Source organism: Alcaligenes sp. SDU_A2, assembly GCF_038237375.1.
Lineage (GTDB): Bacteria > Pseudomonadota > Gammaproteobacteria > Burkholderiales > Burkholderiaceae_B > Alcaligenes.
On record NZ_CP151273.1, the window covers coordinates 638869 to 654500 of the forward strand.

A 15632-nucleotide genomic window follows, 5' to 3' on the forward strand; every position below is an offset into this window, starting at 1 on the left:
TTCGCTTCATGGCGTATCATTGGCTGTAGGCATAGACTCGTCGCACTGGTGTTTATCCTTTGGGGGTAGTGGCGAAAAATACCCTACGATCAGCAGCAAAATGGCCGTGCCTATAAATGCGATCGATCGCGCCAAACCGCCCCCTCCTGCACTGTCGATCAGCATCAGTTTGGCGATTGCCAAGCCTAGCAGAAACGCACCGCACAGCCATTGTTGGCGAGACTGACGATTGGTCGCAAACAGCATTATGGTCAGCGCTGTCAACGTCCAGAACAGGGTGAAACAAGTTTGAATTAAACTGGATTGCCAAAGATCTGCGATCTGCCAGGCGACATTACTATATGTGGCCACCACGCGCAGCAGCGCTCCATTTAGCCACCAAAAAATCAACGCCAACAGGGCGAAGTGCGCTTGGAGGCGGTGGCGGGCAGGCAGGAGATGAAGAGAGAGACGGTTAAAGAGATACAAACCCGACAAGGCAAAGGCTGCGCCCATTTCGAGAGGATTGAGCAGTGGCAGATAGATTTGATTCGCAATGATACCGTCTTGTACGTTTGTGGCTACCAGCAGTAGTGACAGCAATGCGGCTACAGGCGCCAAGGCGATTGAGTCACACGGCGCACTCCAGTGCTTGAATGGCCACAATTGGTGACGAATCGCAGCATAGCTTAGTACGATAGTGATTCCGCCTGCGGCCATCAGCAAACCGCCGCGCCAGGCGGCCATATTCCAGGGCAACGATTGTGTAAACCAATACAATTGCATGCCGAATGCGCACACAATCATCCAGAACAAAGAAATATGCAGTGCTTGGGAAATGCGTAGCGGTAAGCGTTCGCTATCTCGATAAAGCAGGTTGAGGGCACAAGGAAGCGCCACGCACCAGGCCAGATTTTGCCAACCAGCCGCAAAAATCTGTTGCTGCTCGATTTGTTTTGCCAGCATTCCCAGCATGGCGGACCATAACAACCAGGGGCTGAGGCCGAGTTCCGGCCAGGCAAGCCGTTGGCTTAGGTAGCGCCAGAGCAAGGCGGAGAGCGCGATCAATGTCAGTGTTCCAAACCAGGTTGGGAAGACATGCGTTAATGCCCACTGTGATGCGCTGATCAGCGTCGCCAGCCAGCACACGAGGCTGGTAGCCAACATGCCGTGGCTAACCGAGTTGTCCGCGCCGCGCCATAGCCAGGCACCGGCCAGCCAGCACAGGCTGAGCACGGAAAAGATCATCACGATGGAGGCGGGCTGTTCCCCATCGATCAACGCCCAGAGTGCGCTGTTTAGCGCGAGAGTCATTAGCGCGGTACCGCTGTAACTCATACTTCGCTGCTGCTGCGAGATGCCGAGCCATAAAATACCCAGCCCTTCCACGGCCCAGGCCATGGCGGTCCAGCGCGAGGAAAATGCCAGTGGGATAGCGAGTGTGGTAAACGTCGCACCGAGTGCAAGAGTCGCCAGGGCTAAGAGGCGCCCCTGCAAGCGATAGCGGTGCCAGGTGAACCAGCCAAAGATCAGATAGAAGCACCCATAGCCCAAAGCGCTGAATGCTGGGCCATAAGCCATGTGTTGGGTGATGGCATATTGCATGCCAAAACCAATTAAAGGTGGAGCAAATAGGAAGACGCCGTCAATGAGCACCTGGTTTGTTTTTTGTGCGCGTAAGGAGAGCAGTACGCTGATGACGCCGAACAGCAGTACATTGGCAATCAAAAAGAGCTGAGAACTGAGCCAGTGTTCTGTTTGATAACTATTCAGCCCCCAAAAACCGCCGACCCCGAATGTGAACAACAATCCTAATAGATTGAGCTCACGCCAGTGCTGCCAGACGCTGATTGCCAAGATGCCGATGGAAAGTAAGAGATAGAGCGAAAATAAAGCAATATGGTTGCTGCTGCCGGTTGAGATTAGCAGTGGTGTCAGGTATCCGCCAAGGCTGGCGAGCATGGCCAAGCTGAGCGATTTTTGTAAAATAGCCAGTCCAACGCTGGCCGCGCAAATTAAAATTAGCAGACTGATGGTTAATGCCAATGGCAGCATTTGCCATAGTCGAAATGCACCGAAAACAATTAAATAAAGTGCACCGAGAGCGCCCCCTTGAAGAATTAAGGCATAAACCGGCTTTTTAAACCGTAGTCGCCAGCCCACGCCCAGCAAGCCTATGGCACCAGCGGCTGTCGCAATAAGCCTTAGCTCCAGTGGGAATAGGGCATGCTCTACGGTGTAGCGTAATAGAAAAGCCAAGCCAAGAAACAGTAGTAGGATACCCAGTTTAGCCAGTGGATTGCCCTGTATGCTCCAACGCAGCAGCGACGAAATAATGCCGTTGAACGCCGATTGTCTGTGTGCGGGGAAGAAAACAGTCTCTTTGTTTTCGGTTTGCTTGGGCTTATCCGGTAGAACTAAGGGCGTAGGTGTGATGGTTGTGGAGAGTTCGGAGGGGAGGGCCGTGAAGGCTGGAGCAGGATTGGCAAGTATTTCGGATGTCTCGGGAAGATCGCTGGGGGCGTTTGTAGACTCCGGATATGGGACGGTTGCCAGCGTTTGTTGTGTGATTTGTTCTTCGAGTTGTCCCACTTGATGACGCAGCATGGCAATTTCAGCGCGTAGTGATGAGCTCCGGGTCAAAGCGATAAATGCCATCAAAAGCGCTGCTGCGACGAGTAAATCAAGCATGACTATCCTTGGGTTGAAACGATTTGGCTTGTCTTGATCGAAAAATAAAATAAAAACAGATTTTTATAAAAGAAAAATAATTTTTAATATGAATTGTTATTGGATAAAAATCAAGTGTTGGTGTTTTGATTGGATTTTCATTTATTAATATATTGTTTTTAATTGTGGCAATAAAAATGTAACGCCATGATGTTGAAGAATAGATATTAAAAGCGTCAAAAAAGACGGCCTAGTGCAGTTTTAGGCGGAGTGATTGGGCCAGTTTTCGGAATCTATATGAAGGGGGCAGCCCAACGCAGCAAGGCTGTTGCGGCCATATCGGCAGTAACTTAGGATTGGGGAGGACCCACGGCTCACAAGCAGAGATCGTCTATGACTTGTGCCATATCGTGGCCAAGTAAGGATCAGAGCTCATTGAGCGGGTGCGCCTGCATCAACCTCTTCAACGGCTGCTGGCGATCCAGGTTCGACATATTGAACTCAAGCTGGTCTGGTTCTGCCGAAAAGCTGCCTGAACACAACAAGCCTGAAGCCACGGGTGTGAACAGGCCGAGCAAGGCACAATAGCCGCTGATCACCTGTGCCCAGTGCCCGACAGCTTATCCATCTGTACGGCATGCCGACCAGATGCCGCTATGCCCGGAATTTCTTGATGAGCCAAAAAAAATGCCAGGCAGTGTTGCTGCCTGGCATTTTTTAGGATGATGAGCAGGCGTTAGCCTGCGCAGCATGGACGTATTTGCTTATTTTGCGGCGTTGACCATGTGCTGGACGGCTGCGCGGATTTCCTCGTCGGAGGCTTGCGAACCGCCACGGGGAGGCATGGCACCGACGCCGTGGATGGCTTTCTGGACCATGCTGTCCATGCCGGTTTCGATGTAGGGCTTCCAGGCGGCCTGATCGCCGAACTTGGGCGCACCGGCAATGCCTGCGGCGTGGCAGGCAAAGCAAACCGTGTCGTAAAGTTTGATGCCGGCAGGGTCTACCTTGGCGGTGTCCTGAGCGGCGGCGGCAGGCTTGGCGGTTTCGGCAGCCTTGGGCGCTTCGCTGGCCTTGGCAGCTGTGCTGACGTCGGCAGGCTTGGCCTCGTCTTTAGCCTGTTGGCCATCGGCGGCAGCCGGCTCTTTGAAGTCTGCTCCGGTGGCATTGGCCATGTAGACTACGGCGCGGGCTACTTCTAGATCGTCCAGCGAAGGGTTGCCGCCCTTGGGGGGCATGGCGCGAATGCCGTGGATGGCGGCATTGACCAGCGCATCCTGACCTTGTTTGAGCAGAGGGCCCCAGGCACCGGCGTCACCGAACTTGGGCGCGCCGGCGATGCCGGCGGCGTGACATGCCGTACAGGTCGTTTCGTAGACTTGTTGGCCGGTCTTGAGTTCTTTGACGGCATTGGCGTCCACCAGCTTGAAGCCAGCGACGGGCTGAATGCGCTGGGCGATGGCTTCGGGAGCCAAGGCATCGGAGCCTGCGCCGGTTCCCATAGAGGCCGTGACCAGGTTGACCAGCATGACAATGATCGCGATGGGCACCAGGAAAGCCAGAGCCACGGTCACGAGCAATTGTTTAGGAGTTTTGATCATGGCTTTGTGACCCTCGTTGTGTTCTTCGGATTGTTGTTCCGTGTTGCTCATTATCGGATCCTGCAAGTTCGTACAAGAAAAGACGGTAGGGCCAAGGATGGCCGCCAGCGAAGGCTTGCGCCTGCGAAAATTCGTACGCGCACACGCGCGGCAGCATGCATGCCCAAGGTGCGCAGCCACCGATTATAGCGGAGTGTATCGCTCTTGTATTCGCCTGCAGCAATGCCGGCGATGATTCCATTGGATAATTGCTGAAAAAAACGTCGATTTCAGGCTACAATGATTGGCTTAGCGACCGTAGTTCAATGGATAGAATTAGAGTTTCCGAAGCTCTCGATACAGGTTCGATTCCTGTCGGTCGCGCCAGATGCAATAGTGTGCAGCCCGCTGGCTGCACGCTTTAGATATCAAACCACGGTCATGTGCCTTCAGGCATGCGGTGGATATTAAGGCAGCCGCAAGGCTGCCTTTTTTATTGTGTGCGTTCGGACATATCGCCTTGTTTGGGGCGGGATGCCTCCAAACAGTTGATCTGGATCATTTGTTCTATGACAACACTAAAGCGCAGTTTGTGGCTGGCGGGGATAGTGCTTGGCGCTGGAGTGGCGCTGTTTCAGGTGCTGGGTCTGTCATCATCCGAAGACTATATCTCCCCGGACGATACCGAGCGCGTGTTGCGCGGTCGGCAAGTGTATGCCCAAAATTGCGCGGCGTGCCACGGCGCGCAGCTTCAGGGTCAGCCTGATTGGCGTCGGCGGCGGGATGATGGCCGCCTGCCGGCACCGCCGCATGATGCTTCGGGCCATACCTGGCATCATGCCGATGACGTTCTGCTGGATATTACACGTCACGGCCTGGTGCCGGGGCGCACGGCTCCTGACGGGTATCACAGCGATATGCCGGCCTATGTCGATATCTTGTCCGATGACGATATCGTGGCTGTGATTGCCTATATCAAAAGCACATGGCCTGAAGCAGAACGGCAGGCCCAGAAAGAGGTAACCCTGCAGAGCAGGCCTTAGCGACAGGCATGCCAAGACGGTGGCCGTCGCTGGCGTCACCTGTTGGTGGCAGGCCTAGCTGATTCGCTGGCGTCACCTGTTGGTGGCAGGCCTAGCTGATTCGCTGGCGTGGCGTGGGGGTGGGGAGTTCGCGGTGGCTGCGCTCTAAGCGGACACGCCGCAGGGGCAGGCTTTCTGTGCGGCCCATGACGTTTTGCATGAAGCGGTCGGCTTGTTTGGAATGGGCCTGGAACTGCACGCGCAAACGCCAGGATTTATCGGCGGTGTCTGCGGCAGGGCGGCTCAGGCGTTGGCAGGACTGTAGGCGCAGACCGCATTCACGGGCAGCCTGCTGCAGTTCGGTTTCTAACTGACGCAGGCAGCGGCTTTGGGTGTCCAGGCTAAGGCTGTGGGTGGTCTTGGCCCGGTTCAGAAAGGCAAAATTGAACATGATGGAACTCCTTGTCGTCACGGCCCGTTAAGGACGGGCTGGATAAAACGATATCGGTCCTTATTCAGCCCAGAGGGGCGGAAAAAGGCGACGGGACGGTGCAAGGGGCGGGCGGCTTGGATGACTGGCCGCGCCGGCATCATGTGTCAGGCGGGCGGCGCATCCAGCCGACGCGGCCCCGGTTCGGGATCGTCGGGCATGATGGGCTCCGTAAAAAGTACCGGCAAGTCGCAATGAAATCAGGGCGAACCTGCCGGGGTTATGTTTTAGCTCTTTATTGTAAAACGGTTTTTTGTTTGCGCACAGCCTGCTCAAGCGCGTGATGCGGACTCAGGCAGCTTGGGCGCAGATGACGTAGTCGTGGCCGTGACGCAGGCCGCCTTCGGCCTGGCACAGGGCCAGCGCCCGGCGACGCAATGTTTCCACATGTTCGGACAGTGCCAGCGCCAGATTGCGGTCTTGCAGGCGACGTAGCCGTTGTGTACACATGTCCAGTTGGCCGTGGATAAAGCGTTCGCCGTAACGTATGCCAAAGCGCTGCGCATCCAAACAGCGAAAGCCTGCCTGGCGCAGGTGGCGCAGCACCCAATCCATCGGATATTCTCGGTAAGGGCGTTCACCGGCCAGGAGTAGACAGGCGTCGCGCAGTCGGCCTATTTCCACGACCAAGGCTCCTGCGGGTTCGTCTGCCGAATAGGGTACGTAGGGTTCCAGGCCGATGATGTACAGGCGCTGCCCTGTCAGAGGGCGCAGGCGGGCAAAGAGCTGGTCCTGGGCATAGGGGGCAAAACCATCCATGGCACCGAGCAAGTAGTCGGCCAGGACGGTATCAAACTGTTCACCCTGTAGCAGTTGCGTATCGGTCCAGTTTCCCACCACCAGCCTGTCTTGGGGGCGTTGCCGCTCACCCAGCTCTCGACGGACTTGTTCGGCCATGCTCTGGGCGCCGGTAATGGCCGTCCAGCTGTCTGTGGGCAGACTCAGCAGCCAGTTCATAGAGCCGCGTCCCGTGCCTGCGTCCAGAACGTGGCCCCAGGGCAGGCCGCCCTGCATATCGGCCACGACCTGGAACAGACGGCTGCCCGTGTGTATGGGCAGGGCGCTCAAAACTGCACCTTGATTCCGGCCATGATGTTGCGACCCATCAGGGGGGCTTGGCGGGCAATGAACGAAGTGTGGTTGTAGGCCAGCTTATCGAGCAAGTTGTTTCCTTTCAGGTACAGCGTGTACGTGGTGTGATCCATCCTGGTCTGGTAGCTGAGCCCTGCTCCCAGCAGACCATAGGAAGGCGAGCGTTGCTCGAAGTCGGCAAGCCGGCTCTGGGCAAAGGTGTGGGTGTAGTCGACAAAGCCCGACCATTGCTGCCAGTTCATGTCAGCCCGCACCCCCAGGCGTGCCGAAGGCATGCGTGGCAGGTTGCGGCTGGGATTGAGCAGTTTACCGCGCACTATATCGCCAAAGACGCTAAGCGTCGCCCAGCGGCGCACGGGGTAAGACACGGTGCCTTCCAGGCCCCAGAAACGGGCGTCGTCCTGACTGTACTGGATCAGGCTGAAATCTTCATGTCGGTCCAGGGTGCGGCCATAAATATAGTCTTTGCTGCGGGTATAGAAGGCGCGCAGGTCAAAACGCAGGTCTCCGGCATGTTTTTGCAGGCCCAGATCCACATTCTGGCTGGTTTCGCGCGTTAGATTCGGATTGCCCCGCTCATAGCTCAGCGTGGCAAAGTGGACGCCCCGGGCGTAGAGTTCTTGCGCGTTGGGCAGACGCTGCGAACGCGATACCGATACGCTGGCTGAATATTGCGGGGCAAAATCCCAGATCGCCCCGGCCGAAAAGGAATTGGCCGTGCCGGTGCGGCGCTCCAGGCGCGCAGAGTCAGGCGTGATGCTCTGCCATTCCTGGCGCGCCCCGAATTCAAAGCGCCAGTCCTGCCAATGCAGGTTTTCCAGCACGAACAATCCGTGGCTGCGACTGCGGGTTTTGGGAATAAAGTTTTCGCTGCCGCCGCGCGATTCAAAGTCGGACAGCGCGGTTTGCAGGCCGACGACGCCGGTAAAGGGGCCCAGCGGGCGGTGTTCCAGTTCCAGCCGGCCATCATAGCCACGGTTGCTGAAGCGGGTGCCATCGATGTCGCCGTCTTTTTCGACATGGCGATAGTCCGTGATGCCGGCGCGCAGCCGGGCGCGCTGAAAGCCTGGAAGTGGATCGCGCAGCTCGCCGCGCAGATCAATCCGTTCGCTGCGCAGCACGGCGGTGGCGGTGTGTTCGTGTTCATGAGCGTGATCATGCCCATGACTGTGATCGTGCCCATGGTGGTGGCCATGTCCGCCGCAGTGCAGTGTGGCTCCGTGCGGATGGCAGTCCTCGTACTCATGGCTGTGGCCAGGCAAGCCATATCTGTCTTCCCGGTAGGAATAGGCTGCGCCCAGATAACCGCGTTCGCCGATGAATGACAGGCCCACGCTCATGTTGTCGCTGCGGGCATGGGAGTCTTTGACGCGGCTGTCGGTCCAATTGGGTACGCGGTAGTCGCGGCCACGGCGCGAGGAACCTTCCACATGCACGGCCACATTGCCTTGACCAGCGGTTAATTCTACTGCTGCGGCGTGGCCACGATCCGCCGTGGACCCTTGTGCCTGCACCGAACCTTCAAAGCCATTTTCCGGGATGGCCTGAGGAATCTTGCGGTCAAGCACATTGACCACGCCGCCGATGGCATTGCCGCCGTACAGCAATGCTGACGGGCCACGCAGCACTTCGACCCGCTCGGCCAGCCAGGGGTCGACGGTAATGGCGTGATCGGGCGAAATAGCCGAGGCATCCATGACCTGCGAGCCGTCGCTCAGCACGGTAACGCGTGGTGCCGTCTGGCCACGGATGACGGGGCGACTGGCTCCGGCTCCAAACGTATCGGAGTAAATGCCCGGTTCGCCGTCCAGCAGTTCGCCCAAGGTGGCGCTGCGACGCAGGTCCAGCTTGGCCCCTTGCAATACGGTTGCCGGCGAAAGCAGCTCCTGCTGGCTCAGGGCCAGCGGGCTGGCCGAGATGCGTATAGGTTCGAGCTGAGTGACGGTTGCCGGATCAGCGGCCTGGGCCAATGGACTGATTGCCACGGCCAACGCCAGCGGCAGGGGACGGAGAGTGGGCTGCATGAACTATCCTGACGGTTCGTTAAAATTGTGTGATGTTATAACATAACAATTCTAGGGCGAACCCAGGATGACCCGGACGGGCGCAGGGGTTTTAAGCGCGTGTCTGACGATAAGAAACAGCCGCTAATGTTGCCGCTGTTTTATGCGTAGCCGTCCACAAGCAGTGGTGCGATGAGCGGATTGTTGAACGGCTGCGCAGAAAACGGGCGCTGGCGGCGGTCAGCTAAGTTTGACTTCCGGTGGGATCAGGTTGCGCTCGTAGCGATCGACATAGGCCTCGAAGGGCTCTTCGTCGCGCGCTTCGATGCGGGCCTGTTCCAGCAGCGATTCCGCCGCTTGTTGCTCGTAGTCGTGTTGCTGGGCCGGAGTCAGTGGCTGGGCCAGCAGGGCAGCGTGCTGCTCTTGGCTGCGCCGCAGGCCATAGTCGTGAAAGCTCAGACCGCTGGTGCGCAGGCGAGCCAGCGCCTGGGCCGAAGGAGTTTGCTCGGGGTCGTCCAGCTTGCTCGATTGTGCCTGGACAGCCTGGGTATGGGCTTGCGTGTTCAGCGCCTGATCCAGTAGCACGGCGTACGGCAGCAGGGCCTCTAGCACATCGCGTCCCCAGTCCTGCAGGGAAACGACCTGCTTGTCTTGATTGAGCAGTGTCAGGCCGGGACGGCGTCCTTCGCGCACGACGGTGGCGAAGTTGCTTTTGCTGTCCTGACAGTAGCCGCCATCGGGAAAGAAGGGGCTTTCGTGGGCGGCGCAGTACAGCAGGAATGTGTCCAGAAAGTAGCAGGTTTGCTCGGAGATGCCGACAGGCGATTCGGGATCGATGTCCAGGCAGCGCACTTCGATATATTCCACACCGCGTTGGGCCAGCGCGGTGGCGGGCCGCTCGCAACGGGCTGTCGTGCGCTTGGGGCGGATGCTGGAGTAATACTCGTTTTCGATTTGCAGAATATGCGTGTTCAACTGAATCCATTGACCATCGCGGTGGGTGCCCAGTTTTTCGTAGTCGGGCCAAGGCGTGATGGCAGCGTGATACATACGCATCACGAATGTGTCCAGATCGTTGTAGCACAGTTGCAGTTCGGCCTGGGCTTCTTTGTTGTGGTAGCCCAGATCGCTCATGCGCAGGCTGGTTGCCCAGGGCATGGTCAGGGTGTCCTCGTCCAATTGCTCCAGGGTGCTGGGCCGGCCGTGCAGAAAGCTCGATGCCAGGGTGGGCGAGGCACCGAACAGATACATCAGCAGCCAGGAGTAGCGCGTGAAGTTGCGGATCAGGGCCAGGTAACCGTTGGAACGCTGGTCTTGCAGCGTGTCGCCGGGAACGCCCAGCAGCGGCCAGATGGCATCGGGCAGCGAAAAATTGTAGTGAACCCCGGCAATGCACTGCATGGTTTTGCCATAGCGTTCGGCCAGGCCGCGCCGGTAGACGTGTTTGAGCATGCCGGTGTTCGAGGTCCCGTACCAGGCAATCGCAATGTCTTTTTCGTCGGGCAAGGTGGCGGGCATGGATTGGTTCCAGATGATTTCCTGGTCCAGTTTGCCAGCCACGAAGGTGTGGATGTCGCGTAGTTCTTGCAGCAGGTCTTGGACGCGCGCATGGGGGCGGGTAATCAGCTCCAGCAGGCTTTCCGCGTAGTCGGTGGTGATATGCTCGTTGGTCAGGGCCGAACCGATGGCAGGCGGGTGCGGGGTGCGTGCCAGCCGGCCTTGCGCATCGACGCGCAGGCCTTCTTTTTCGATACCGCGCAAAATGCCTCGCAGGATGTCGGGATTCTGTTGCAGGGCAGTCTGGCGGTGTTGGCTGGTCGTCATGGTGGCGTTTCCCACTTTTCGATATCGGGCACGGGGTCCGGGGCTGTTCAAGGGGCAAGTGCCCGTCTATAAATAGTAGTCTGAGCCCGCCGGCTTTGTTAAGTCGCAGTCAAATCGGCGGACTCCGGAGGGCGAGTATAAAGCCGGCTTGTCCGCTTGGCGGCAAAAAGCACCAAACAGGATATGGAATGAACATGACTATTTTCGGGCGTTTTATGGCCGCGATGGCCGCTGTTGCGGTGTTGGCCGCCTGTAGCCCGCAGTTCAACTGGCGTCAGGTGCAACTGGAGCATACAGGTTTGCCGGCCATGCTGCCGGGCCAGCCGGTGACCAGTCATCGGCCACTTCAATTCGAGCAGTTCACGCTGGACTTCTATCTGACCACGGCCACGGCGGGGGGCCAGATCTACACCGTGGGCCATGCATTGTTGCCGGCCCAATTGCAGCAGGATGCGGCGGCCCGGGAGCGGTTGTATCAGGCCGTTCATGCCTCTTTGCGCCAGAAGTTCCTGCCTGCCGAGCTGATTCCGGGTCAGGCACCGCCACCCTTGCCCGCGCCCGGCAAGATTTTTTCTATGGGGCGCGATATCGGCGGAACCGCGCTGCGCATGCAGGGCATGGTGCGTGTGGAGCCGGGCTGGCTGGTGGAGGGCTTTGTCATGACGGATTCCGGGGTGGCACCGGATGCCGAGCAGGCGGCGATTTTTTTTGACGCTTTGGCTCGCTTGTCGGATCGCCCGTGATCAAGCGTTGCTGCAGCGCCAGTGTGATGGCCGCCTGACGGCTGTAGACGCCCAGCTTGGCATAGGCATTTTGCAGATGGAAGTTGATGGTGCGTTCCGTGACGCCCAGGATAATGCTGATTTCCCAGCTGGTCTTGCCATGAGAGGCCCAGTTCAGGCAGGACTGTTCGCGTGTAGTTAAATGCGCCACGGTAAAGCCATTCCTCGTGCGGTCGTGATGAACATCGGGGCAATGTACCGAATTTCAGGGCCGAAAGCGGATACTTCAGGCCGAAAATAATGATGTAAATCAAAGTGCTGGATGTTTTCGGTGTTTGTCCGCGTCAGGCTGATCCTGCCGTTTTTCGGGGACGCTTGGACGCCGGGCGGGCGCGGTGCTAAACTTTCCAGCTATACGTTTTGCGCCGATTTGCCTGATCCGCTTGCGGGCGCTCCATAAATCCAGCTAAAGAGGTCCAGATGGCCACTGAATCCGTATCTTGCGCCGATAGCGGCGCGCTTGTCCCATCCTGCGGTCTGATCCCCGAAGGCTCCGTGGGCCCCGTCGAACCCGAACTGATCGCGTTCGACGAACCTTTACATTTAAGCAGCGGGCAGGTGTTGCATGGCTACGAGCTGGCCGTGGAAACCTACGGCGTGCTCAACGAGGCACGCAGCAACGCCGTGCTGGTTTGCCATGCCTTGAATGCTTCGCACCACGTGGCCGGTTATTACGCGCACGAACCCAAGAATCTGGGCTGGTGGGACAATATGGTCGGCCCAGGCAAGGCGGTGGACACCGACCGATTCTTTGTCATCGGCGTAAACAATATCGGCTCCTGCTTTGGCTCTACCGGCCCGTCCAGCATCAATCCGGCCACGGGCAAGCCTTGGGGCGCGGACTTTCCTGTTCTGACCGTGGAGGACTGGGTATGCGCCCAGGCCAGGCTGGCCGATTACTTCGGCATACGAAAATTTGCCGCTGTCATGGGGGGATCGCTGGGCGGCATGCAAGCGCTCAGTTGGGCCATCAGTTGTCCGGAGCGCGTCGAGAATTGCGTAGTCATTGCCAGTTCGCCGCGTCTGTCGGCACAAAATATTGCCTTTAACGAAGTGGCGCGCAGCGCCATCCTGTCCGACCCCCAGTTTCATGGCGGCAATTACTACGAACATGGCGTCGTGCCCAAGGCCGGGCTGGCGGTGGCGCGCATGGTGGGGCATATCACGTATCTGTCCGATACGGCTATGGCCGAAAAGTTTGGCCGCACCCAGCGCGAACCGGCCGCCGGGGGCGAATACCACTATAACTATGGCGTGGAGTTCGAGGTCGAGTCCTATCTGCGTTATCAGGGCGAGAAATTCTCGCGCTACTTCGATGCCAATACCTATTTGATCATCACGCGTGCCCTGGATTATTTTGACCCGGCACGTCAGCATCAGGGGGATCTGGCCAAAGCGCTGGAGAAAGTTCTGGCCAAGTTCCTGCTGGTGTCCTTCAGCACCGATTGGCGGTTTTCGCCCGAGCGTTCGCGCGAAATCGTGCAGGCCTTGCTCAAGAACCAGCGCCAGGTCACGTATGCCGAGATCGATGCGCCCCATGGGCACGATGCTTTTTTGCTGGAAGATGCGCGCTATCACGCCATTGTGCAGGGCTATTATGATCAGATCGCGCTGTCGCTAGGCCTGCCGGCGCGTCAACGTACCACAGGAGTGCTGGCCTGATGTCTGTTGTCATTTCGCAGGGGCAGTCGGTATTGCGCCAGGATTTGCTGCGCATAGCCCAGTGGATCGAACCCGGTTCGCGCGTGCTGGATCTGGGCTGCAACGATGGGGCGCTGCTGGCGTATCTGCGCGATACGCGTCAGGTCGTGGGCACCGGCGTGGAGCTGGATGACGAGTCCGTCATTGCCTCGGTACGTCGGGGCGTGCCCGTGATTCAGCAGAATCTGGAAGAAGGGCTGGCGCTGTTCAGCGATTTGCAGTTTGATACGGTGGTTTTGTCCAAGACTCTGCAATCCATGCACCATACCGAGCACATTTTGCGCGAGATGGGGCGGGTCGCCCGCTATGGCATTGTTTCCTTCCCCAATTTTGGTTACTGGCCGCATGGCTGGGCCATTTTGCGCGGGCGCATGCCCGTGACCGGCGAAATGCCCTACCAGTGGTACGACACGCCCAATATCCACTTGTGTACCATGAAAGACTTCCAGGACCTGGCCGGGTCGCTGGGATTGCGCATTACGCACCGCGCCGCATTTAATGACCGGGCCGAAGTGCGCGTGCTGCCGGGTTGGCGCAGCACGCTGGCCGTGTATCGTTTCGAGTCCCCTCACTTTCAATCTGCTGCGCGCTGAGGCTGTCCGTGTCCCGTGTCTATACCAGTCCCCGAGTCCTGCCTTTGCTGATTCTGGGGTTCGCCAGCGGCCTGCCCCTGGCGCTGGTGTCGGGCACGCTGCAAGCCTGGGCGACCGTCGAGAATGTGTCCCTGACCGAAATCGGTTTTTTGACGCTGGTGGGCTCGGCCTATACCCTGAAGTTTCTGTGGGCCCCTTTGGTTGACCGTTATGCGCCGCCTTTTCTGGGGCGCAGACGCGGCTGGATTGTGCTGACGCAATTGTTGCTGGCCGGCTCCATTGCCGCCATGGGTTTGTTTTCGCCGGCCACGAATCTGACTGCTTTGGCCTTGCTGGCCGTCTGGGTGGCGTTTTTGTCGGCTACCCAGGATATTGCGTTTGATGCGTATAGCACCGATGTGCTGCGCGCTCCGGAGCGGGCGGCCGGTGCCGCCGTCAAGGTCATGGGCTACCGGCTGGCCATGATCGCCTCCGGCGGTCTGGCTTTGATTCTGGCGGATCGCTGGCTGGGTTGGTCCAACACCTATATGTTGATGGGCGTATTCATGGGCTTGTGCGCCCTGGTCACCCTGATCGCGCCCGAACCCGAGCTGGACAGTCGCCCGCCGCGTAGCTTGTCTGAAGCTGTGGCGGCACCCTTGGCCGAGTTTTTTTCGCGCCCCGGTGCCTGGGCGATTTTGCTGCTGATCGTGTTGTATAAGCTGGGCGATGCCTTTGCAGGTGCTTTGTCCACCACGTTTTTGATCCGTGCCGCTGGATTTACCTTGTCCGAAGTCGGTAGCATTAATAAAGTGTTCGGGTTGGCCGCCACTGTGGTGGGTGCGCTGTTGGGCGGCACCATCATGGCGCGCCTGGGGCTGTACCGGGCCTTGATGATGTTTGGTCTGTTGCAGGCTGTCTCCAACCTGGGATATTGGTTCATTGCCGTCCAGGATACGCCGTCCATGCTGCTGATGGGCGTGGTGGTGGCGCTGGAAAACCTGTGTGGCGGGCTGGGAACGGCGGCATTCGTGGCGTTGCTCATGGCCTTGTGCAACCGGGCGTATTCGGCGACGCAGTTTGCTTTGTTGTCTGCTTTGTCGGCTGTGGGGCGCACGTATCTGGCCGGTCCGTTAACGCCGGTGCTGGTGCAGTCCCTGGGCTGGCCGGTGTTTTTTATCTGTACCGTGCTGATTGCCTTGCCGGGGCTGCTGATGCTGCGTGGCTACCGGGGTCTCATCAACCAGTTGGATGCCTGAAGCCATGCTACTACTTGTACTCTACATTATCGCCATCACGGCCGAGGCCATGACTGCGGCCCTGGCCGCCGGTCGCCGGGACATGGACTGGGTGGGAGTGTGTACCATCGCCTGTGTCACGGCCCTGGGGGGCGGCTCGGTACGCGATGTCTTGCTCGGTCATTACCCGCTGACCTGGGTGCAGCATCCGGAATACTTGTGGATTACCGCGGGTGCCGCTTTGCTGACCGCCCTGATTGCGCCGGTCATGCGGCGTCTGCACAGCTTGTTTCTCTTGCTCGATGCGATGGGCTTGGTGGTGTTTACGGTCATCGGCTGCCAGATCGCGCTGGACATGAAGCTGCCTATTACAGTGGTGCTGTTGAGCGGCATGATTACCGGCTGCGCAGGCGGTGTGCTGCGCGATATTCTGTGCAACGACATTCCCCTGTTGCTGCGCAAAGAAATGTATGCCAGCGTATCCATGCTGACCGGTGCCTTGTATCTGGGAGCCGTGCATCTGGAGATGAACCCGTATGTCACTTTGCTTGCTCCCATGTCCATAGGCTTGGGGTTCCGCATGCTGGCTTTGCGTCTGAACTGGCAAATGCCGCGTTTCGTGTACCGCGACGAGTGGCGCTAGCCATTGCGACAACCGCCCGAGCATCGACTCCGGGCG

The 15632-nt window shown here is 58.4% G+C and carries 13 protein-coding genes, 1 tRNA gene and 1 riboswitch; of the genes, 7 read left to right on the top strand and 7 right to left on the bottom strand.

Features of this window, described 5'->3' with window-relative positions; translation table 11 throughout:
• Positions 1-6: 6 nt before the first annotated feature.
• Positions 7-2670, bottom strand: a complete 2664-nt coding sequence (locus tag AADW57_RS02890) for a DUF2339 domain-containing protein (protein WP_341668559.1) — start codon at positions 2668-2670, stop codon at positions 7-9.
• Positions 2671-3413: 743 nt separating this feature from the next.
• Positions 3414-4301, bottom strand: coding sequence for a c-type cytochrome (locus AADW57_RS02895; RefSeq protein ID WP_341668560.1), 888 nt, complete (start codon positions 4299-4301; stop codon positions 3414-3416).
• 240 nt (positions 4302-4541) lie between these two features.
• Here AADW57_RS02895 and AADW57_RS02900 point away from each other — a divergent pair.
• Positions 4542-4616 (top strand) — tRNA-Arg (locus tag AADW57_RS02900).
• 182 nt (positions 4617-4798) lie between these two features.
• Positions 4799-5272: a c-type cytochrome gene (locus AADW57_RS02905; RefSeq protein ID WP_341668561.1), complete on the top strand. Its 474-nt coding sequence runs from the start codon at positions 4799-4801 to the stop codon at positions 5270-5272.
• Positions 5273-5363: 91 nt separating this feature from the next.
• On the opposite strand, the gene AADW57_RS02910 is transcribed toward AADW57_RS02905, so the two are convergent.
• The 4 genes from AADW57_RS02910 to gshA all read right to left on the bottom strand — a co-directional run bounded on the left by AADW57_RS02910 (position 5364) and on the right by gshA (position 10660).
• The gene (locus tag AADW57_RS02910; RefSeq protein WP_341668562.1) at positions 5364-5702 is read right to left on the bottom strand and encodes a hypothetical protein; all 339 of its coding nucleotides are present in this window, start codon (positions 5700-5702) and stop codon (positions 5364-5366) included.
• Between the two features lie 330 nt (positions 5703-6032).
• Positions 6033-6809 carry a class I SAM-dependent methyltransferase gene (locus AADW57_RS02915; RefSeq protein WP_341668563.1) on the bottom strand — a complete coding sequence of 259 codons (777 nt, stop codon included), beginning with the start codon at positions 6807-6809 and terminating at the stop codon, positions 6033-6035.
• Positions 6806-8857: a TonB-dependent receptor domain-containing protein gene (locus AADW57_RS02920; protein WP_341668564.1), complete on the bottom strand. Its 2052-nt coding sequence runs from the start codon at positions 8855-8857 to the stop codon at positions 6806-6808. The genes AADW57_RS02915 and AADW57_RS02920 overlap by 4 nt, the downstream gene beginning before the upstream one ends.
• 219 nt (positions 8858-9076) lie before the next feature.
• Positions 9077-10660, bottom strand: coding sequence for a glutamate--cysteine ligase (gene gshA, locus AADW57_RS02925; protein ID WP_341668565.1), 1584 nt, complete (start codon positions 10658-10660; stop codon positions 9077-9079).
• Between the two features lie 188 nt (positions 10661-10848).
• Between gshA and AADW57_RS02930 the strand changes: the two genes are divergently transcribed.
• Positions 10849-11403, top strand: a complete 555-nt coding sequence (locus tag AADW57_RS02930; RefSeq protein ID WP_341668566.1) for a hypothetical protein — start codon at positions 10849-10851, stop codon at positions 11401-11403.
• On the opposite strand, the gene AADW57_RS02935 is transcribed toward AADW57_RS02930, so the two are convergent.
• On the bottom strand, positions 11318-11593 hold the full coding sequence (locus AADW57_RS02935; protein WP_341668567.1) for a helix-turn-helix transcriptional regulator: 276 nt from the start codon (positions 11591-11593) through the stop codon (positions 11318-11320). The two genes, AADW57_RS02930 and AADW57_RS02935, sit on opposite strands and share 86 nt — an antisense overlap.
• 201 nt (positions 11594-11794) lie before the next feature.
• Positions 11795-11873, top strand: a riboswitch (SAM riboswitch).
• Between AADW57_RS02935 and metX the strand changes: the two genes are divergently transcribed.
• From metX to AADW57_RS02955, 4 genes are all read left to right on the top strand, one after another.
• Positions 11863-13104 (top strand): homoserine O-succinyltransferase MetX, encoded by a 1242-nt coding sequence (metX, locus tag AADW57_RS02940; protein ID WP_341668568.1) that lies wholly within the window; start codon positions 11863-11865, stop codon positions 13102-13104. (Overlaps the previous riboswitch by 11 nt.)
• Positions 13104-13736 (top strand): methionine biosynthesis protein MetW, encoded by a 633-nt coding sequence (gene metW, locus AADW57_RS02945; protein ID WP_341668569.1) that lies wholly within the window; start codon positions 13104-13106, stop codon positions 13734-13736. Before metX ends, metW begins: the two co-directional genes overlap by 1 nt.
• A gap of 8 nt (positions 13737-13744) precedes the next feature.
• Complete coding sequence (locus AADW57_RS02950) at positions 13745-14974, top strand: muropeptide transporter (protein ID WP_341668570.1); 1230 nt, start codon at positions 13745-13747, stop codon at positions 14972-14974.
• A gap of 4 nt (positions 14975-14978) precedes the next feature.
• Positions 14979-15596, top strand: coding sequence for a trimeric intracellular cation channel family protein (locus AADW57_RS02955; protein WP_341668571.1), 618 nt, complete (start codon positions 14979-14981; stop codon positions 15594-15596).
• The last annotated feature ends 36 nt before the right edge of the window (positions 15597-15632 follow it).